Source organism: Streptomyces sp. NPDC036822 (assembly GCF_055609145.1).
In genome coordinates this window covers 1-20,832 of sequence record NZ_JBVJPY010000034.1, presented here as the reverse complement: position 1 = coordinate 20,832, position 20,832 = coordinate 1, and the positions used below count along the sequence as shown (strand labels likewise).

At 66.1% G+C, this 20,832-nt stretch carries 10 protein-coding genes and 5 pseudogenes; 6 read left to right on the top strand and 9 right to left on the bottom strand.

What is annotated here, in order from left to right:
* Positions 1–241: 241 nt before the first annotated feature.
* Positions 242–616: a hypothetical protein gene (locus ACZ68P_RS34875; RefSeq protein WP_453482212.1), complete on the bottom strand. Its 375-nt coding sequence runs from the start codon at positions 614–616 to the stop codon at positions 242–244.
* Positions 617–678: 62 nt separating this feature from the next.
* Here ACZ68P_RS34875 and ACZ68P_RS34870 point away from each other — a divergent pair.
* Positions 679–1,280: pseudogene (locus tag ACZ68P_RS34870) on the top strand (IS5 family transposase); the annotation flags it as partial.
* Here ACZ68P_RS34870 and ACZ68P_RS34865 read toward each other — a convergent pair.
* The 3 genes and pseudogenes from ACZ68P_RS34865 to ACZ68P_RS34855 all read right to left on the bottom strand — a co-directional run.
* Positions 1,185–1,632 (bottom strand): annotated as a pseudogene (locus ACZ68P_RS34865) (IS110 family transposase); the annotation flags it as partial. The pseudogenes ACZ68P_RS34870 and ACZ68P_RS34865 overlap by 96 nt on opposite strands.
* A 22-nt stretch (positions 1,633–1,654) precedes the next feature.
* The gene (locus ACZ68P_RS34860) at positions 1,655–2,845 is read right to left on the bottom strand and encodes a cation:proton antiporter (protein ID WP_471013236.1); all 1,191 of its coding nucleotides are present in this window, start codon (positions 2,843–2,845) and stop codon (positions 1,655–1,657) included.
* Positions 2,846–2,852: 7 nt separating this feature from the next.
* A complete protein-coding gene (locus ACZ68P_RS34855) occupies positions 2,853–3,338 on the bottom strand; it encodes a cation:proton antiporter regulatory subunit (RefSeq protein ID WP_471013235.1) in 486 nt (161 codons plus the stop codon).
* Between the two features lie 1,005 nt (positions 3,339–4,343).
* Between ACZ68P_RS34855 and ACZ68P_RS34850 the strand changes: the two genes are divergently transcribed.
* From ACZ68P_RS34850 to ACZ68P_RS34840, 3 genes are all read left to right on the top strand, one after another.
* Positions 4,344–4,736 carry a hypothetical protein gene (locus ACZ68P_RS34850; protein ID WP_471013234.1) on the top strand — a complete coding sequence of 131 codons (393 nt, stop codon included), beginning with the start codon at positions 4,344–4,346 and terminating at the stop codon, positions 4,734–4,736.
* Between the two features lie 99 nt (positions 4,737–4,835).
* On the top strand, positions 4,836–5,522 hold the full coding sequence (locus tag ACZ68P_RS34845) for a response regulator (protein WP_471013238.1): 687 nt from the start codon (positions 4,836–4,838) through the stop codon (positions 5,520–5,522).
* A 1,583-nt stretch (positions 5,523–7,105) separates the two neighbouring features.
* Entirely contained in the window at positions 7,106–9,901 is a 2,796-nt protein-coding gene (locus ACZ68P_RS34840) for a helix-turn-helix transcriptional regulator (protein WP_471013233.1), read from the top strand.
* 123 nt (positions 9,902–10,024) lie between these two features.
* Here the strand turns inward: ACZ68P_RS34840 and ACZ68P_RS34835 are convergent, their stop codons facing one another.
* Complete coding sequence (locus ACZ68P_RS34835; protein ID WP_471013237.1) at positions 10,025–10,570, bottom strand: phenolic acid decarboxylase; 546 nt, start codon at positions 10,568–10,570, stop codon at positions 10,025–10,027.
* Positions 10,571–11,391: 821 nt separating this feature from the next.
* Positions 11,392–11,641 (bottom strand): annotated as a pseudogene (locus ACZ68P_RS34830) (transposase family protein); the annotation flags it as partial.
* A 59-nt stretch (positions 11,642–11,700) separates the two neighbouring features.
* On the opposite strand from ACZ68P_RS34830, the pseudogene ACZ68P_RS34825 reads away from it, so the two are divergent.
* A pseudogene (locus tag ACZ68P_RS34825) lies at positions 11,701–12,049 on the top strand (transposase family protein); the annotation flags it as partial.
* Between the two features lie 323 nt (positions 12,050–12,372).
* Here the strand turns inward: ACZ68P_RS34825 and ACZ68P_RS34820 are convergent.
* Together ACZ68P_RS34820 and ACZ68P_RS34815 are read right to left on the bottom strand one after the other, a co-directional pair.
* A complete protein-coding gene (locus ACZ68P_RS34820) occupies positions 12,373–16,641 on the bottom strand; it encodes a glycoside hydrolase family 2 TIM barrel-domain containing protein (protein ID WP_471013232.1) in 4,269 nt (1,422 codons plus the stop codon).
* Between the two features lie 1,383 nt (positions 16,642–18,024).
* A complete protein-coding gene (locus tag ACZ68P_RS34815; protein ID WP_471013231.1) occupies positions 18,025–19,389 on the bottom strand; it encodes a hypothetical protein in 1,365 nt (454 codons plus the stop codon).
* A gap of 800 nt (positions 19,390–20,189) precedes the next feature.
* Between ACZ68P_RS34815 and ACZ68P_RS34810 the strand changes: the two are divergent.
* Positions 20,190–20,321: pseudogene (locus ACZ68P_RS34810) on the top strand (IS256 family transposase); the annotation flags it as partial.
* 69 nt (positions 20,322–20,390) lie between these two features.
* Here ACZ68P_RS34810 and ACZ68P_RS34805 read toward each other — a convergent pair.
* A partial coding sequence (locus ACZ68P_RS34805) for a transposase family protein (protein ID WP_471013230.1) occupies positions 20,391–20,832 on the bottom strand: 442 nt, incomplete at its 5' end.

Sequence of the window (20,832 nt, the reverse complement as noted above, 5' to 3'; positions counted from 1 at the left end):
TCCACGGCCGGGTAGTCACACCCTCCCGAACGGCCGAATCGTCACACCGGTCACGGCCGACCAGGACCGTTCAACAAGATCGTGTTACGAGCTCTAAGCGAAGCGGCCGGACTCGGTGCGACCAGCGCGGCCGCCTCCCTCCCCGGCACGGTGACGCTCGTCCAGGGCGGTGAACATGTCCTCGACCAGCCGTTCGGCCAGCCCAGGGGCCTTACTGATCGTTTCAGAATGAGGGCGCTGGCTATTCGTCATCGAGTCGCTGAAGAACCTGCGTGAAGTCACCGGCGTCGAGCAGGCCAGCGAGTACCTGGGTCATGTTGTCGATGCCAGGATCCCGGACTATCAGTCCGTCAGAACACCAGAAGTAGCGGCCGCCCAACTCCTCCCCTGTTTGGGACCACCTCTTCATCAGGCGCTCGACTTCGGCGAGTGTGAACACGGTCGCGCTCCAGCGGGAGCCGTCCGCTGCCAGCCGTACCTCTACGTCGACGTTGCAGACGGCATCCAGATCCTCGCCGGCGCTGGGCAGGAATGACGCCTCGAACCGATCTGTGCGAACGCGGTACCAGGGTTCGTCCCAACCCTGCTCAGTGGCCTTGTCCCCGGTGTTGGTCATCCGGGGAGTATGTCGATCCGGCTCGGCGTGCTCAACCGGGTTTTCTGGCAAGCTGCAGCCTCGTGAACGTGAACCTTGTCCCCGATGATCTCTGGGACCGGATAGCCCCGGACCGGGTCGCACTGGCGGGCATCGTTTACGTCCTGCGCAAGGGCGTGGCCTGGCGGGACGTGCCAAGCGAAGTAGTGGGTTGCTCTGGGGTGACGGCCTGGCGCCGTCTGCGGGACTGGACCGAGGCCGGAGTCTGGCCACGCCTGCATGCTGCCCTGCTGACCGAGCTGCGTCGCGCCGGCCTGCTGGACCTGGATGACTGCTCTGTAGACGGATCGCACGTCCGGGCCCTCAAAGGGGGGACCATGTTGGCCCCTCTCCGGTCGACCGCGCCCGTCCCGGGTCCAAGCACCACCTGATCGTCGACCGTCATGGAACCCCGGTCGCTGTCACGCTCACCGGCGGGAACCGCCACGATGTCACGCAACTCCTGCCCTTGTTGGACGCGGTCCCTCCGATCCGCGGACGGCGGGGACGTCCCCGCAGAAAGCCGCGGCGGGTGTACGCCGATAGGGGCTACGACTTCGACAAGTACCGTCGCCTGCTCTGGAAACGCGGCATTAGGCCGCAGCAGCGAGACCAGGCACCGGCCGGCCATTCCCATATGGGCCGGTGCCTCGAACTTTCCAGCAGCGTGAGGACGGCCGGTGCTGCAATCACGGTCCCAGGACTCGTTCGAGCGAGGGATGGATCTGGGTCAGCAGGCCATGCAGCCAATTCGCAACCCGAGTGGCCTCACCCGGGTAGCGGCCGGCGATTTGCCGCATCGTCAGCCCGGCAGGCAGGTGACCGGGCCACCCATGTCCCTCGCAACCGCCAGCGGCAAGGACTCGATCGAGGCCGGCTGTTCCACCATCATCAGAACCGCCCCATGCTTGGCCTGGAGTTTCGCGACCAGCTCGCAGAGCCGTGGGGGGCAACCGCTTGTCGAAGGCCTTCTTGCCGCCCGGGGTGACGGCGGTGGCCCCACCGCCCCGGGAGGGGTTGTCACAAAGAGACTCGTGAGGGTCGGCCGACCCGTGCCCATGCCCCCCGCAGCCGCGCCGCGACCGGCTCGGCGCAGCGCGCGGTGAGCGGACCGACCACGACCAGGATCAGGACGTAGGCGGTGGCCAGCGGGCCGAGCTCCGGCGCCACCCCGGCGGTGACCGCGAGTCCTGCGATGACCACGGAGAACTCTCCCCGCGCGACCAGGGTGCCTCCGGCCCTCCACCGGCCCTTCACACCGGCTCCGGCGCGGCGCGCGGCCCAGTAGCCGGTGGCTATCTTGGTCGCCGTGGTGACCAGAGCCAGGGCCAGGGCGGGCACCAGCACCGGCACGATGGAGGTCGTGTCGGTGTGCAGGCCGAAGAAGACGAAGAAGACCGCGGCGAACAGGTCCTTGAGCGGGCTGAGCAGGGTGTGCGCGCCTTCTGCGGCCTCACCCGACAGGGCGATGCCGACGAGGAAGGCGCCGACGGCGGCGGACACTTGAAGCCGCTGGGCGATTCCGGCCACGAGCAGGGTCAGGCCGAGGACGACGAGGAGCAGCTTCTCGGGGTCGTCGCTGGAGACGAAACGAGAGATGGCCCGGCCGTAGCGGAGAGCGACGAACAGGACGGCTCCGGCCGCTGACAGCGCCACCGCGACGGTGACGGCGCCCTCGGCCAGGGAGACGCCGGCCAGGAGAGCGGTCACCACCGGCAGGTAGACCGCCATGGCCAGATCCTCCAGGACCAGTACACCGAGGATCGCCGGGGTCTCGCGGTTGCCGACACGTCCGAGGTCGCCGAGTACCTTGGCGATCACTCCGGAGGAGGAGACCCAGGTGACGCCTGCGAGTACGACGGCCGCGACCGGTCCCCAGCCGAGCAGCAGGGCGGCCACCGCACCAGGCACCGCATTGAGGACGAAGTCCACGATTCCCGCGGGGTACTGGGTCCGCAGACTGGTTACGAGGTCGGAGGCGCTGTACTCCAGCCCCAGCATCAGCAGCAGCAGGACGACGCCGATCTCCGCGCCGACGGCGATGAACTCCTGACTCGCTCCGAGCGGGACGAGTCCGCCGTGGCCGAAGGCCAGCCCGGCGAGCAGGTAGAGCGGGATGGGGGAGAACCGGAAGCGGGCGGCCAAGCGGCCGAGCAGCCCCAGGCCGAGGATGACTGCTCCGAATTCAATCAGGAAGACCGCAGTGTGCACGCGCGCCTCAGCCCTGGGCCAGCAGGTCGGCTGCGGCGCCCGCGCTCTCGCGGGTGCCGATGACGATCAGAACGTCGCCGCCGGCCAGCCGGAAGTGCGCAGGTGGCGCGGGGACGGCACCGGTGCGGCGCAGTACGGCGACGACGGAGGCGCCGGTGCGGGTGCGCAACCGGGTGTCGGACAGCAGTCGTCCGTTCCACAGGGAGTGGGCGCTGAGCTCCATCCGTTCCGCCACCAGGCCGAGGTCCGTGGTGTGCAGGAGAGTGGGGCTGTGATGCGCGGGTGTCAGCGCGTCGATCATCGAAGCGGATTCCGCTTCGGTGAGGTGTACGGCTTCGGCACAGGCGTCGGGGTCGTCCGCGCGGTAGACCGCCAGGGTGCGGGTACCGTCGCGGTGGGCGACGACGGAAATGTGATGCTCCTCCTGGGTGAGGAGGTCGTACTGCATGCCGATGCCGGGCAAGGGGGTCGTACGCATGCGGGGCGTGGGCATCGGGTCTCCATTCCCTGGCTTCCGGCCGACGTCTGACGACGTCTTCCACCGTCCTCCGCCAGGGGCGATGAACGGAGCGGGTGACCGGGAAGACGTACGGGTGGACCAGGCGCGCGTTCGGCTGCCCGAAGAGGTTCTGACGAGCCGGGAGCCCATAAGGCTGCGGCAGGCTGGGTCTCTCGTTGCGTGTCTCCTCCGGCTCCTACCCGAGGCACCAGGCATTGATCACGGGCGCCAGCTCCGGACGCGTTCGGCCCGCCAACAGGCCGCCCCGCAGCGCGGACGTCGTACTTGTCGTCCGCCGCTTCGGCCGGCTGAGAGATCTCACCGCCGAGCTGCAGGACGCCTACGGAATCACTGCGTCGCTTCTCGATCGAGGCGACTCTCGCCCTGCCGAGCGCGGGCACCCCGCTCCACTTCCAGGACCATAACCCCGCCGAGCGTCGTCGCCTGGCCTCGGCCCGCGTGCCGCACACTGATCCCGCGCTCGTGGGACCTCCCCTGCCGAGCGCTTGCGAACCGTCGGCGCCCCGGCGTGAGACAGTCCGGGTCGCCTTCGGCGGGAGGAAGCACGTTGTGCCTCTCCGGGGAGGGTTTCACCCACCGCATGCTGTACAGGCGTCGGGTTTCGACGCCGTACACATCACTGCGGCACTGGGCCCCGCCGTCGCTGCGTCCAAGGAGACTCGATGACGGCGGTATGCGCGGTTGCGAGCCTTTTGCCAGGCCTAGGGACATTCCCTGGTCTGTGTGCGCCTTCGTCAGGATTGACTGGCAGCAGACAATGACCCATGCAGAGGACGCTGCGGGCTCTTCGCGCAGCGCTCGGGTGCACGCCCCCGGGGCAGGCACCCGGATGTTTCCTGACTGACGTTTTCAGGTCGAAAGCGGACCCGTCTTCGAACAGACGCCGCGTCCTTCGTGCGGGCGTCGGATCGATGTCTCACTGTGCTGGCTGCCGGCGAAGCTGGCACCACCTCCGGCCTTGCCTCCGAGGAGGACCACGTGACCTCGTTCAGCGCACAGCCCGGCCTGTATCTGGAGCCTGCTGCTACCGACCACGCTCGCCGCCGCGTGGACGACCTCATCGCGGACTTCCGCACAGGCGACTGGAGCCCGTCCCCTCTCGAAGCGCGGATCGCAGAGCTGCTACTCGTCTCGACCGCTGGCGACGGCATGCTGACCCATCCCCGCGTCTGCGCCGCCCTGCGGGAGGGGAACATCGCCATGACCTCTGAGAACGGCGGCCGCTTCGCACAGGTCCTCGCCGATCTGCGACCAGTCCTGCACGATCCCCGGATCGTCGCCCTCGACATCATCCACGCGGCCGGTGAGCTCGTGGGAGCAGTCGCCTCCACCACCCACACGGACCCCCTATCCCGTAACCCCTCGGCCTGACGAGAACAGCCCGGGAATCGCGGGAGGCCTGGTGAGAGGAGGCGCGTACCTCGAACGCCCGTCGTCCATGCGTACTTATCACTCTTAAGGAGGTCGATGATGCCTCGTGTGCTCCTCATCGAGGACGACCCGGCCCTGAGGGAAGGAGTGGAGCTCGGCCTCGGCCGCCGTGGCCATGAGGTGCGGTCCGCTGGCACCGGGGAAGCCGGACTTGCCACGCTGAACGACTTCCGGCCGCATCTTCTGTTGCTGGACCTGATGCTGCCCGGTATGAACGGTATTCAGGTGTGCCGGCGCATACGCGAGAACAGCCAGCTGCCCATCATCCTGTTCACCGCTCGCGGGGAGGACTTTGACATCGTCGTGGGCCTGGAATCCGGTGCCGACGACTACATTGTCAAGCCCGCCCGCACGGAAGTGATCGACGCCCGGATTCGCGCTGTACTGCGCCGGAGTGTCGAGCACCAGGGTAAGGGCGAGGCGAGTCCTGAGCTCTATGGAAGCCTTGCCATCGATCGGACCGCGCTGAGCGTGACCAAGCACGGCCGACGGCTTCATCTTGCGGCTACCGAGATGAAGCTCCTGCTGCACCTCAGTGCGGCTCCTCTCCAGGTATTCAGCAGGCAGCAGCTTCTCGAGCAAGTCTGGGGTCACGACCACCACGGCGACGGACGCCTTGTCGACGCATGCGTCAAACGCCTGCGCCACAAGATAGAGGAGGATGTCGCCAGCCCCTGCTATGTCCAGACGCTCCGAGGATTCGGATATCGCTTCGGCCCCGTGTGAGCGATGTTCGGGAGCCCTCCTGCCGCAGGCCTCACCTCCCCTTCACCCTGCGCGGTCACGGCGGCGCGTGCCGGTCACACCTGCCCGATCCACCCCCCTTCCTCCGAAGCCCATGGGCGGACGCCAGGGACAGAACGCTGCCCGCGGCTCGCCAGGCCGCCCCGCGCGCCCCCACCCCTCACGCGGTAGGGCCGGAGATGTCCTAGGCACGGAGTACGGCGGCCGCCTCGACCCGGCGGGGGTTACCGAGACGGACAAGGCCGTCGTGGGCGGCCGTCGGCGCCGCGCGGGCCTCGTCGTGGCAGCCGAGGTGGCACAGGACAATGCCGAGGTCGAGCCGGGCGGGCTTCGCTCCAGGCGAGCATCCGGCCCGCCTCGAAGCGTGCGAGGGCTTAGGACAGCGGGCCATCCGCCTCCGCCCACCGCCCCAGCGCGGCCAGGTCATTACCGATGTCAGACGGCTCGACGCGCGAAAGAGGCCGATCACGCCCAGGAGACCGCCCCGGCAGCGGGACTGGCTGCGCCGGTGAATACCAACAACTGGCAGCGCCTTCGCGAATATGGCCGCCGGCAACCAGCGCCTCGTGGTCTTCCAGGACAGCTGGGACGACCTGGCCGTCGGCTCGGGCGTCCTGATGAACACATGAACCTACGCCGGCGAGAACCGATACAGCTACGGCCAGGGCCAGCCCTACGGCTGCGAGGCCCGCGCCCAGAGCAAGCCGCTCGACCAGAAAACGATGCCGGGGAATCCAATCTCACCCCGCTGTTCACCATGAACCAGCTCAACTCGGACAACCTCGACCCGGCAAACGAGGCCAGAATAGACAAAGCGCTGAGGGAAGGTCCACCAGCCACGAATCGCGCTCGGGCGGTACCGGCTGGCGCCCATCCGGCGTCTATGTCCGCGTGGGGAAGCCCGGCCGGACGCCGCAGAACTGGCCACGCGACATCGCCCCCCATCCGTAGCAACCGTGCATACCAGTCGCCGGGGGGCTTCGCGCGGAACGCAGTGGCGAAAGTTATCATCCCGCGGCCGCTGCCGGATCCAGTGGTCACCTCAGGGGCCGGATCTGCGGCTGCGAACAAGACCGCCCCCCGCCTCACCCTCGACGTTCGCTTTGCGGGCGGCGGCACCTCCCAGCCCACCCGCTGCCTCGCTGATCTCCCCTACGGCGCTCCTGCGCATGACTCGCAGGTGCAAGACACACCATAAGAGATCTCGCCGATACCGGGCTCTCCGTATCGGAACAACCTCGCGCAGAGCGCCGTGAAACTGCGCAGACCAGGGAACGTGAGGGTTGCCATGACAGGCGACATCACGCGGCGCGATACTGAGAAGGTCGACTAGGGGAACAAGTGCAGCACCCGTACCACCAGAAGTGGCCTTGGCCTCCTGGTAACCGTCAGGTGTCTTCGTACTCTCGCGATGCGCAGAGGACGGGGTGATCAGTGTGGCTAGTGGAGGGAGGACCTACTGCGGGACAACCTTATAGACGAGGAAGGGTGACTGGCCCGTAGGCCCAAGCACCGTCCTGGTCGTAGGGTATAGGAGAGCGCTGGATGCATGAGAGATGATGGCGATGAGTGAAGAGGGTTTGTTTGTCGGCAGGGACTCCGAATTCGCCCAGCTGCGAAGCTGTACATCTGATGTGCGGGAGGGTCGCCCCTGGACGGTTCTCATTGCGGGAGAGCCTGGTGTCGGGAAGACTGAACTCGTACGTCGCTGGCTGACAAGCCCTTCTATTGCGGGGTTTTCCGTAATGCGGGCAAAGTGCAGTGAAGCCGAACAAGACATTGCATTCGGTGTCATACAGCAGTTGATTTCCCCCATTCAAGAAGAACTGCTGGAAAACTTCCCCCTCCTGGAATCTCCGATTTCTTCTGCAGCGCCACCGTTCGAAGTGGGGCGCCAGCTTCTAGCTCTCATAGACGTCATGCAGTCCGAAATGCCCGTGGTGGTCGTCATCGACGACCTCCACTGGGTTGATGCTGCCTCTCTGCACGCATGGGGGTTCGTCTTGCGGAGGCTCGAGGCGGACTCGGTGCTGACGCTGCTCACTCTGCGCACCGTAGGTCGCCCGGTAACCCCTGACGTCGACGAGATGTTCCAGCGACTTATGATGGGCGGCGCAAATACCCTCCGACTAAACCTGCGTGGTCTGGACACCAATACGGTCGGAAAACTTATCAGCAAGGCTGGGGGTGCCCCAGCCCAGATGGAATTCGCTGAGCATCTACGGCAGCACACGGCCGGCAACCCTCTCTATGTACGTACTGTCCTGGCCGAGCTCTCCAACGAGGACCTGAACGGGGGCGCCGTTACGGCGACGCTTCCGGTTCCGTCCTCCCTGGCCACAGCAATCAGGTCCCAGCTCCTGAACCTTCCCCAATCGGCTCAGGCTCTCGTAGAGGCTGTTGCAGTCCTGGGGACGCCGACTGCTATCCATGTGGTCGGCGAGTTGGCTGAAGTGGATGATCCTGTACCAGCCCTGGAGGTTGCTGTGCTATCGGGCCTGCTGCATTGGAGCCCTAGCGATCCCCTGAGGCGTGTTGAGGTCGCTCATGCTTTGCAGCAGAAAGCGATCCTTGAAGGAATCCCGCAGCTACGGCTCCGTGAACTCCACACCAAGGCAGCTCGGTTGGTCAGCGAGAGGGAATCCTGGCTACACCGCGTTGCGGCAGCCGAGGCAGGGGATACTCAACTGGTATCTGACCTGATCATCGCCGCAGACGCGGAATTCAATAATGGGGAGGCGGAGCGATCAGCAACACTGCTGCTATGGGCTGCCGACCTTTCGACAGAACGCGCAGAGCGGGAGCGTCACCTGCTTACTGCAGCTGCCAGACTTTCAGCCATCAATCAGAGATATGCGCGAGTTGTGTCCCTCCTTCCGCGGGTGCGATCGAGCATGCCCTGTGCCAAACGCAGCCTCGTGCTTGGCGCCCATGCGATGCTCCGGGGGACGCTACCGGCTGCCGAGAGCTACTTCGTTGCTGCTTTGACGGAGAGTCAACAGGAAGGAGACCACTGGGCGGGCTTTATGGCGCGAGTCTGGCTCAGCAGCATTCGCAACTTCATGGGCCGATACGAGGACGGCATAGATGCTGCTAGACAGGCGCTGGCAATGGTCCCCAACTCTTCGTGGGCCATCGCAGGGCTGAGTCAAGGGCTTGCGCTTGCCAAGGGTCCGGAGGAAGCGCTGAGCCATCTGACCCCAGTCACTTCATCACTCCGACAGTCCACTGGCAGCGGGATACCGGTCGACGCCTTCTTGCTGACCGTCCAAGGCTGGGTGAAGGTGGGAGCGGGAGATCTTCATGGATGTGTCGAAGACTGCCGCCGGGCGTTGGCTCTGAGTCGATCTCGAGGAGCTACCGCCTTCCCTGACTATGCCTACGTAGGGCTAGCTACTGCGCAGTATCTGTTGGGAGAATGGGAAGACGCCCAACTTAGCATTGGCCATGCGCAGGACATTTCATCGCACGGTGATGGTCAGGCGGCGGCGTATCCCCTCGAGTGTAGCGTCGCCTCATGGATTGCTGCAGGGCAAGGCGACTGGCACAGGGCGGAGGAAAGAATCCGCATGGCCGAGAATGCCACCGAGTCCCTCGGTAGCGATTTGGCCACCGTGTGGACCGCCATCAGCCGGGCGATCTTGGCACAAGCGCGTGGTGACTACACCACGGTACTTCAGAACGTCACGCCGCTGGCACGGGCCGAGGCCGGGTGGCAGCGGCATGGAGTGGTCTACTGGATGCCCTTGGAGTCTGAGGCGCTCATCCGGCTTGGGCAGCTCAAGCCCGCAGCAGCGGCCGTCGCGCGGCTCACCTCAACTTCGCAGGCAATTCCCTGCCTTCGCGTCGCTGCCGCTTGGCTTTCCGGACAGCTAGCCGAAGCTTCCGGGGACATAGAGGTCGCCCGAGCGAGGTATGAAGAAGGTCTTGGTGATCTACCAGGAGCCGATGTAGTGCCACTCCATCGAGCCATGCTGGAGATTTCCTATGCAAGGCTTCTCGGCTCTCTGGGCCTAGCCCCGGACGCAGGAAGGTGGTTCGACCTGGCACGCGATCGGCTTCAGGCCCTCCAAGCCATTCCCTTCCTGCAGAGGAACATGCAGGACGTCCCCGCGTCAGGTGGCAGCTTGCAAGCTCCGGCGGATGAGCGCTGGCTGGGCCTGACCCGCAGGGAGAAGGATATAGCCCTTTTGATTGGCCGAGGACTTACGAACAGGGAGATCGCAGGTGAGCTGTTCGTAAGCTCCAAGACCGTTGAATATCACCTAGGGCACGTGTACGGGAAATACAGCTTCGCGAGCCGTCGAGAGTTGCGCAACTATATACAGCGGAAGGGGTTCCTTGCCGAAAGATCCAGGTAGCACACGGGGTGACCGCATGCCCAGTGCTTTAGACGGCGAGGGCGGGGAGTTGGAGCGTTCGGCGCCGACGGGGTTTGTTTAGCGCCGGATCGGGGTCCGGTGCGCGGAGGTAACCCGCAGTCGTCACGCCGGATGCTCCCGCAACGAGTCAGGAGGTACGTTTGCGTCCCCGGAGTGGAGGTCGGCAGGGGCGGCGGAGATGACATTTTCGTCGTTCTCGCCCACGTGCTCGAGCAGCGTGATCCTTGCGAAGTTCGGCAGGACCTCGGTCGGGTATGCAGGGCCGGCGTCGCGCAGGGCCAGCATTTCGTCGAGGTGCTCGTTCTGATAGACGGCGATTCGGCTGCCGTCGAGCTGAACCCAACGGGGAAAGAAGATGGTGCCGTGAACGAGGCGTCGGGCCGGTAGGAGATTGACGACTACGCACGTGCCGGTCGGTTCGTTCCACGAGAGCTTGTAGACCTCGTCGGTGAGCCGCACAAGGTCGACCTTCTGGCCCTTGACCCAACGGCCAGCGACCTTGCCGCTGTGGACGCGATAGTCGATGGTGCTTGCATTCTTGACGTACATCTCGTAGCGCCATCCGTTGGCGTAGGTGTAGATCAACCGATGTCCGACGATGCTGGACAGGTCTTGCGCAGGTGTTGGAACGTCGAAATCAGTCACCAGGAACTCCTCCGTGCTGGCAACAAAAGTCGTCCGCGCGCCCCCAGTACCTCCATGGTGGCGTACGGGCCCCCCGGCCGCACGGCGGGCTCTGGCCATCGTCCGGACCTCGCACGCCACGGGCGTCACACCGGTGCCTCGCGCTTCTCATCGGGCGGACCGTGTACCTGCAGCATCGCCATGGACCGCTCCGGCGTAAGTGCTATTAGGAAACCGTGAAGAAGCCGGGGGACCCGCCAGGCCGCCCACACGTGAACATGGCGGAGGCCGGCAACGCGTGATGTCAACACCTACATCTCCCCGCAGGACACCGCGCGGGTCTACGGCCACGTGGTGGGCAGAGGTTCATTGGCCGACGAGGGCAGGTGACGCCACCGGGCGCGGCGGCGCCTGGAAGACCGGCAGACGACGCGTCGAGAGCACGGCGAGCGGGTACAGCCTGGTCATCTTCGCCGTGTTGATGAGCTTGAACCGCAACACTCTCGGGGCAGGGCCGGCCGTGCCCAGCACGGCGACCGGACCTTGCTGACGACGGCGATCCGGATGTCGGGGCGCCAGGTCGGCCGCTCTCAGCGCAGGACCGGGCCGATGGACCGGGCCGACGGAAGCCACCAGGGAGCGCCCCGGCGTGGTGAACTCCGGCTGGATGGCGGGTTAGCCGCACCGGTATGGAGCAGCTCCTCACTGAGCTTCTTCAGAACGGCTCCGATCGGGTGACGGCTGCGTCTCGCGACGTCGACTGCTGTCGCAGCTCAGAAGCCAGTCAACCGAGAAGAGCCGTCCACCCCCTGGTGTGACCGCTGAAGAAGCTCACTGAGCCGTTTTCATCCTGAGTAGCTGCAGGTCAGCCGGGTGTGGACGGCTTGGATGATGGTGCTGTTGCGGCGGGTGGAGCATCGGGCTTGCTGGAGTAATCGCCAGGACTTCAGCTGGGCGAAGGCCCGTTCGCCGGGTGCTCTGAGGTGGGCATGGTCGCGGTTGAACTGCTGGTAGTGCTCGGGCCGTTCGCGGTGGTGGTAGCAGGGGATGCGGAAGGTGGGCGCCGGCGCCCTGGTAGGCGAGGACGAGGATCTGTCCTGATTCCACTCATCACACCGGTGACCGAAGGGGCCCTGTTGGTTCCGTATCCTGCCATGCTCGCGGACGCGGGTGAGTGAGGCTCATTCCGGGTGTGGTGACGAGGCAGGGCCCCTCGTCGTTGGCCTGGCTCGTCGACGGGACCCTGGACGTCCTGGCCGGCTGGGCGGCCGGCCAGGACACCCTCACCGGCCTCGGTGAAGGCGACCATGTCATCGTCGACGGCACCCTGATCCCGATCGACCAGATCCGTGCGGACGAGCCGTACTACTCGATGAAACAGCGCAAGCACGGGATGAACGTGCAGGTCATCGCCCGTCCCGACGGCACACCACTCTGGTTCTCCCGCGCGACACCCGGCGGACCCACGACCTGACCGCGGCCCGGGCCCACGGCATCGTCCAGGGCGCTGCTGCGACCTGGTCCGCGACAGGCGTCCTTTGCTCAGGTGCCGTGACGGGAAAGGGCCCGCACAGTCTGCCGATGGGCGGCATGCTGTACGGGCCCGTTCCTCGTCGCGTTGGTGCCGGTGCTTCACCGCTTGCCGGTACGGCGGTCAACACCGACGATCCGGCACGCGGAGGAGTGACGTACGTGCGGCAGGATGAGGGACCCCGGTTGCCTGAGTGCGATGTGCCGGCTTCACATCGGCGGGGCGTGCTCCCTCACCCTTTGGTCCCGAGCCGCTGGGGGCGGCGCCACCAGGTTGTTGCCTTTCTGCGGGGAGGTCAGCCCGCCTCGGTGAAGCGTGCTGCGGAGGCCCTGACGTTGCCGTTGCTGGAGCTGGTCAGGGAGACGGTGGGAGCCTGGCCGTCGGCGAAGGTGTAGGTGCCGAGGTCGATCCAACCTGCTCCAGCGGTGTTCTGGTTGATGGTCTTGGTCTTCTTACCACTGGCGGTGATGAAGGTGTATGTGACGCTGGTGGCGCTGCTGCTGCCGGGGAGGGCGACTTCCACCTTGTAGGTGGTGGGGCCCGCCGTCTTGGGCGCGGTCCAGGTCACGGTCGGTGATCCTGCTGCCGCGAAGATGCTGGGATAGCCCTCGTCGGTGGTCAGGGCGCTGGGGCTCCAGGTGCCGGTAGTGGTGAAGGGGGTGGTGCCGTCAGCGCGCGTCGTGGTGTCCGTGGGAGAGATGATGGCGCCGCAGTCGGTGTCACCGCCGAGGCTGAGGGGGAAGGTGGGGCCCGAGGTGACGGCGCCGGTGGTGGCGGTCACGGTGAACGTGCCGCCCTTGCCCCCGAGGTAGAGCGCGGTGACGCCGCCGCCGACCTTGGTGGACGTGGTGGTGCCGCATGCGGCGCGGGTGACGGTGTAGGAGTCGGGTGCGGACGAGGGGGCCGTCCAGGTCAGGGTCCTGTCGCCCGCATCACCGGTGAGCTTGGCGCTGGCCGGCGAGGCCTGAAGGGTGGTGAGGGTGCCGGACCACGTCTCCGAGGCGCCGTTGGCGCCGATGGCCTTGATGGTGACGGAGTGGCTGGTGCGGGGCTTGAGGTGGTTGACGGGGATCAGGTCGATTCCCGCGCGGTCGACGTAGAAGGGCGTGCCGTTGTCCACGGTGACCTGGTAGCGGATGGTGCCGGGGGCGGGGTCCACGGCGATGACACCCGAGGTGGTACCACCGATGATGCCGTTGACCTTGAGCGCGGGTACTTCGTCGGCGTCGGGCACGGTGGCCCGGATCTGCTCGCTCCACGCGCTGACGGGATTGTCGCTGGTGTCCAGGCGGCGGATGCGCAGGGAGTAGGTGTGTCCCGGGGTCAGGTTCTCCAGACGGGTGCCGGGCCGGGCATAGGTCGGGTCGAACGACTTCACCGTTCCGTCCGCGGTGTCAGTGGCAGTGACCTCGAACTTTGCGTCCCTGGTGATCTCGGAGTAGCCAAGGACCAGGCCCTTGTTGACAGGGACGACCGTGAGGACGTTCGGAGCGGCCGCAAGGGTGCCGCCGGGGGTGAGCTTGACGCTTGCCGCCTCGCTGCTGCCCGCGCCGTTGACGGCGGTGACGGCGACGGTGTATTCGGTGTCGTTGGTCAGCCCGGAGAAATCAACGAACGGCTCGGTCGTCGTCTTGGTGGCGACGACCGTTCCGTCAGAGGTAGAGACCTTGACCGTGTGCTTCAACCCGTCGACCGCGTTGCTGAATCGCACTCCCAGGGAGGCGTTGGCGGTGGTCGTGCCGGTGATCGCCGACTTGGCAGGCGCCTTCAGGTCCAGGGTCGTGGTCGCCACCTGGAAGCCCTGCGGGGAGAGCAGAGAGACACGAGCCGAGACGGCGGCGTCGCTGTGCTTCCAGGAGACGGGTGTCTGCAGGGCCGCGTCGCCAGGGTTGATCTCGGGCAGATCGGTGAGGGAACCGCCGACGACGTTACCGCTGGCGTCGGTGACCCGAAGAGCGAGCTTGTAGCCGGACAGAGTCATGGAAGGGCCGTCGGTGGTGAGTGGCCCGCGCGGGGTCAGCGAGGCGGTGGCCACGTCCATTCCCTCGGTGGTGTACCGGGGGGACAGCTTCAGGGAGGAAATCGGCGCGTTCGCGGCCTGCATCACCCCGTATGAGGCCTTGGGGCGGTCCCAGACGTCAACGATGCCGTAGGGGCGCACCTTATTGGGGTCGGAACCTTTCCGGCTGCTCCGATAGTCACCGTAGGTCCACTGCGACCAGCCGAAGACGTAGTCTTTGCCGGCAAGTTCACGGGTGGCGGCGTCTGAGTCGGTCTTGTAGTCCGTGCTGCCCAGCGCGATGCTAGTACAGCAATTGTCCGCGTCCTTGCTGAACTCCGATACGAAGATCGGCTTGTCCGGCCACAGCTTGTGCACGTTCTCCACCCCGATCGCGAAACCACTGTTGTAGCGATTCATGGTGATGAAGTCCATGTGATTCAAACCGCTTTGTGCCCCGTCGGTGATAACACCGTCGTCAATTCTGAAACTCACCTGAGTGACGAACCGGCTGGCATCGATCTTCTTCGAGAACTTGGACATCCTCTCGCTGTAGATTTTTCCGTCCTCGCTGATGTCCTTCAGCTCGTTGCCGACAGACCAGGCGAAGAGGCTCGGGTGGTTGTAGTCCGTCTGGACCTGCTCCAGCATCTGCTGCTTGATGTTGGGCAGAATGGCCAGCTGGTTCACCCCTTCGCCCCATGCCGGTGTTTCGCCGATGAGGAGCATCCCGATGCGGTCGGCGTAGTCCAGCACAGCCGGGGCCTGGGCGTAGTGGCCGATGCGCATGACGTTCATGCCGGCCGCCTTCATCGTGTCCAGGTCCTTGCGCACCTGGTCCACGGGTTCGGTGTTCCCGTTGACCGGGTCGTCCGATACTCGATTGGCGCCCGCGAGCTTGAGCTTCTTGCCGTTGAGCAGCATGTTGGTGCCGCTCTTGACGATGGAACGGACACCGAAAGCGTCACTGATGCCGTGAAGGGCGGTACTGGGGGCGGATTCCGTGGCCAGGGTGACGCCGAGGCGGTAGAGCGTCGGGCTGTCGAGCTGCCAGAGGGAGTAGCTGTCCTTGGCGAGGTCGGCATGGAGAGTGACCGGGGCGGTCTTGCCCGCGGGGATGGTGGCGGTACCGGTGATGCTCCTACCGCCGGGGACGTCCGCACCGGTGGCGGCAGCAGTGAGGTTTCCGGTCACCGTGACCTTGGTGTCGGTGTCGGACGTATTGCGGACGTACACCTTGGAGGTGACGGACGCCGTGCCGTTCTCCAGGTTGGGAACGGCGGTGATCTCTTGCCGGGTGACGGACAGCGGCTTGGCCGTAGTCAAAGACACGCTCCGGGACAGGCCGCCCCAGGGCCACCAGGCGCCCGAGATGTCCTCGTTGATGGTGTTGTCGGCCTTGATAACGAGCGTGTTGGTCCCACTGGTATTGATCGCGTCGGTGACGTCCAGCTCGAACGGAGTGTATCCGCCGTTGTGGACAGTGTTCGGGTTCGCAGGGTCACCCGCGCTCCAGCTGAGGTCAGTCCCGTCTTCACCGGGAGCCGAATTGTCCTTCAGCACGGGGATCGGGATGGGCTTTCCGTTCACCCAGACCTGGCAGAGATTGAAGCAGGCGTCGATGTTGAGAAGGAAACGGGAGTCGGCGTCGCCGGCGTGGTCGACCGTGAAGGCACGCCGATACCAACCGGCCCCCCGATAGTGCTGGTACTTGTCCTTGGTGTCCCAGTTGCCGGGGACCTGCATGGTGTCCCAGCCAGAGGCGTCGGTGGCGGGATCCTCGTACTTGTTGTTGGCACCGGTGGTGAACTTCCACGATCCGTCGAGGCTCTGGGTGGCGTCACCGCTGATGACCTGGTGGCCGGGCGCGTTCTGGTCGGGAGCCTTGTAGACGCAACCCTTCGCCGTGGTCGGCTGATCGGCCGGCACGCTGCTCAGAGAGCGCACGGTCACCGGAGCGACCGACACCTGACTGCGGTATGAGCCGAGCGCGAAGGTGCCACCCGCGGCGGGAGAGCTCTCCGCGGCAACCAGGCGACCGCCGAGGAAGGTCGCAGTGATGCCACCGGCGCGGACGATCCGTACGTCGAGCCAATCGCCGATCGTCACCGGCGAGTCGCCCGTGCACGTAGGCGCTGCGGAAAGCGGGGTGGCAACCTGCACGGCCGCCCGCCCGGTCGGTTTAACCCCGGTGATCTGGGTGGCGATGTCCTTCGTGGTGGGATTGTCCTTGTCCTGCATGTCCAGGGCGAAGGAAACCTTCCCGTCGGGAGCGATCTTGTCGATCTTCACCCGGGTCGTAAGCTCGTACGAACCCGGCAGGCTGAGCACGCCAGAGGGCCGTAGATAGCTACCGGAGGACGCGGCACTGGTGTCGATCGTGGCTGCGCCACCGTTGACACTCCAGGCGCCGCCACCCGCCGGGGTCTGGGTCCTGACCCAGGCATCCAGATCGGCGAAGTCGTCACTGAAGACGGTGCCGTCGATGGCAGTTTGAACCGAGGGGGCGGCAATCGCGGGCAGCGCGGTGGAGCCGACGGCAACAACCGTCAGCGCAGCACACATACCGACCACGGGGCGCCGCAAAGAGGGAAACATTGCAGGTACCTCCAGTTGACGAACAGCTCCTGCCTACGCCGACGGGCTGGCAAGTTACGCACTCATCCGGGCGACTCGATCACCGCACCGAATCATGCATGCAGGAAATGGGTCATCGCCTACCCGACGGTGAAACCTGCGTGCGTGCTGCGCCAACAATGTGCACCCGCAAGGCGGGCGTCAAGCTCTCCTTCGCAAGGGAGGGGCCATGGGGAAGCGCTCCTGCCGCTTCCGACCCTAAAGAGAAAACGATCGCGCAACATATGTGCCCCAAAAGGCATTCTGCCGGGCAGTGCAAGGGGAGAACCAGCCATTGCCACGCAGACCGTCCCCCCGTGAGCCAGCAGCAAGTGCCCCTGAGGGAATGCAGCGCTGAACAAGACCAGCGAAGCCCCCCGCGCCCATCGCACGTCGCTCCTACTGGGCCGGCAAGCACACACCGGTTCGCACTCGTCGTGCTCGGCACCCGCGTGACGCTCAACGTACCGGCCCTCAGGTCAAGAAGCGGGCCGAGAGCGGCCGCGATCACGAAGCTGAAGTGCCTCCGAGCAAACGAGTCGGGCGCACGCTCTTGATGCATGGGGTGATGAATCGGTGATACGGACCGACGCTCACATGCCGTCTAGCGCGCCCCGGTCCATGCTTGAGGATTTGCCGTGACGTCGCCACGATGCCGCCCAAGCCGATCATGCCGTTCATGGAGGAGGCGGCCCACGTCGTCAGCAAGGGCCCGAGCCCACCTCCGGCCCGGCCACAATCCCACGGCGAGTCTGAGCTGAGCCCGCCGCCCAGATCGCTTCGGTGGTCTCCGGTGTGCTCACGAGGCGTCGCACGAGCGGTGAGGTAGGCCCTGAAAGCCGGGGAGAGGAGCGATTCCGAGGGGCGGGTCTCTATCGGAATGTCTGAGAGCGAACTTCGGCCTGACCTGTGGAACACGGGTCGTTTGTCGTAGCGCGGGGCCAGGGCGCGGTTCTGGTTGGTCCGCTGAAGCAGCACTCGACGACGTTGCGCCCGGGAGTAGAAGGCCTGGTCGACGCGGCAGCGAGTCTCGCCGCCCAGCCAGTGGGGAATCCCCCGGCAGGCCCCCGGGCGATATCGCCGTCGTCGATACCTGAAAGGAAAGAAGAACTGGTTAGAGGCGCGTGAGCGCAGAAGTCGAGGCTCTACTCTCTCAGAGCGATCGCCCTCGAACAGCGATCGTCATGCTAACCGCCTCCGCAAAGCAACTGGTGTCCACGCGTGAGGGGAAATCCTCTCCCTCCTTTCCCGTTGTCACACACCAGCTCATAGCCGGCATCGGCCTCACCCTCTGCGATCCACCTTCGCCCTGCAGGCCGTAGTCGGTGACGTCTACGTGGGGATTTCCCCGCGCTGCAGCCTGGCCGCTACTTCGAGAGCGACATCCGCTGCGCTGTCCGCGTGTATGCCGAGTCTGTGACCCAAGGATTTCAGTCGTGTTTCCATCGCGACCAGAGAGATTTTGCGGGTGGTGGCAAGGGTGGCGACATCCGGTGCGAGGCTGCCGGATTGGCGGATGGCAGCGATGGTGTCGTGGTCGTTCTTGGTCAGCATGCGCCGGGGTGGGGGCCAGGGCAGCGTGTGGGCAACGACGCCGGGGATGGCACCTTCCCGCAGCCAGCCGGCGACCTGTGCCGCACACGTCGTCGGGTGTGCTGCCGGGACGAGTTCTGCGTTCAGCGCCTGGATGTGCCGGCCCAATGCTCCGAGACGATCATGTATCGCTCCGCTGGTGATGTAGAGGCTGGAGGCGAGGGCCTCGGGCTGAGGGGTGAGTGTGCCGGTGCGGTGAATCGCCGCGAGGGTGTACAAGTCGTTCGCCGTCAGAGTGCCGGGAGCTGGAACTGGCGCGGGAGCGTGCGGCGCAGTGTGGTTCACCTCCTCGACCGCGCCCATGAGCTGGGCCAGATCGCCGGGCGCCCATATGCCGCCCGGCGCAGTGCCGGCCTGGCCTGCGCCGGCGGGGTCCCAGGCGGGAGCCGTCCCTTCTTCCACTGCGGGCTCCTGCCACATGTAGAGGTCGGCTGGGGCTGTGGTGGCTTCTGGAGCAACGGTGCCATAGGTTTCCGCGTCTGAGCTGCTGCCCGCTGTGAGTTGGCCTTCTTCCCATGCCGGCGGGGCGGGGTGATGGGTGGTGAGGGCGGTCTGCCAGTGGTGGAAGCTGGTGGCGTCGTTGGAGACGAAGGCGGCGAGGTCCGCGGCCAGGGCGGGGATTTCGGAGTAGGCCTGGAGGTTGATGTTCAGGGCGGTGGCTGTTGCGCAGAGCGCATCGGTGAGGGCCTCGGTGGTGAGGTGGGTGCCCGCTGCCCACGCGGCCCGTTCCCGTGCGTCGTCCCAGTCGTCACGGATGATGGCATGCAGACAGGCCAGAGCCGGGTCCTCGTTCTGATGGGGGTTGGGGGCCTCTTGGGCGAACGGGTTGCCGAGGAACGGCCCGAAATGCTGCAGGCTCGCGATGTTTCCCTGATACAGGACGCTCGCGAGGTTCTCGTCGCTGTCGGGCTGCAGGTGGTAGCCGGCGGCGACCTGCCGTACCGACTCACGCAGAGCGTCCTCTCCCACCTCCCGCAGACCGGTCCGGGCACAGACCTCCGTGGCAGCCGCTTCCCAGTCCCCCAGACTGGCAAGAAGCAGGGCGTCCGCCAGCTCTCCCTGCTGCCCGCCGGGCTCACTGGCACCGAAGGAATACTCACTCATGAAACCCGCTCCATAATCGTGTCGCCGGGGACAGGAGACGTCGCCCTGCCGGCGCCCAGCACACCACCACCGGCAGCCCCCTAAAGGGGGCATGCGATACGAACCTGGACGAAGAAGCGGACACCTGTCCCCTCCGGCCCCCCCACCACGCGTCATCGGGAAACCAAACCCGCACCAAACCCGCCCCACAAGCCCCGCCCCCACCGCGGTAGTTCGACCCTTCCGCCCCGCCCGCGCAGTCATCACCGGCAGGGCGCCGCGACCACGCAGGCCAGCGACGGGCCCGCGGAGATGCTCAGACCGTGCACGATGACCAAGGCCTCCGCAAACAAGTCCAGGCTCAGGCGATCAATCAGCTCAAAGCCGTTCTTGTGGCCACCGACCCCGAGCTCCGCGAGTCTCTGGCCGACCTGAGCAACCCCAAACTGATACGCGCATGCGCCGGGCTCAACCGCTCAGCCTCCGGAAAGGCAGGCGCCGCGTCGTGGTGTGTACTTGCACCCCTGGGCGCGCCCGCGTCCGGCTGCCGAGCGCGCGAACCTCCTCGACCTGGTCCGCGGCTACGCCTGGCGCCGGTGATCGACCAGCTCAACGCCCGGTACGGACATCGGGTCGCAGGCCCGGCAGGGGCGTACCGGCACGCGAGTTGAACAACACGGGCGGAGAGCTGATGGGGCCTGCGAGCGGCGGGAGGAGCGGCCTCACGAAGAACGGGCGTGTCGGCGGCGCGGCGGTGAGGGCGCACCAGCCCACCTCCTTGGGGAGGTTGGCTCGTCAGTCGTCGCGGCGGCGGCGTGCTCTGCGTCTACCTCGCAGCGGTGTCGCTCGACTTTGCCGGCACCGGCCGCAAACGCTGGACCACCCCCTGGAAACGAGCCCGCCAGGCCTGCGACATCGCCTTCGACGGACGCCTCACCGACAACCGTATCTGACCTCAGCAACCAAGCCGGTTACACCGTCTACTGGACAGGCCCTCACCCGTCAGTGAGCCTTTTCCAACCTCAGTTTGAGCTGGCCAGATGCAGGGTCAGGATGGCTTGGGCGAGGCTGGTGATGCGGGTGGTCGAGCAGCGGAGCTTGCGTAGGAGGCGCCAGGCTTTGAGGGTGGCGATGGCCCGTTCGACGAAGGCTCGGATGCGTGCGTGGGATCGGTTGGCGGCCTGCTGACCGGCGGAAAGTGTCTCCCATCGGCCGCGGTACGGAACACGGACCGTGCCCTTGGTGCCCTGGTATGCCTTGTCGGCCCAGCAGGGAATGCCGGCTCCGGCCAGGGCAGCAGCGATGCCGTGCTCGCGGGCTGCGCGGATATCGTGAACCGCCCCGGGAAGGGCAGGTGACGCCCACAGCGGCCGGCCGAACGGATCCGTGATGACCTGCACGTTCATCCCGTGCTTCTTGTGTTTGCCCGAGTAGAAGGGCCGGTCGGCGGCGATCCGGTCGATC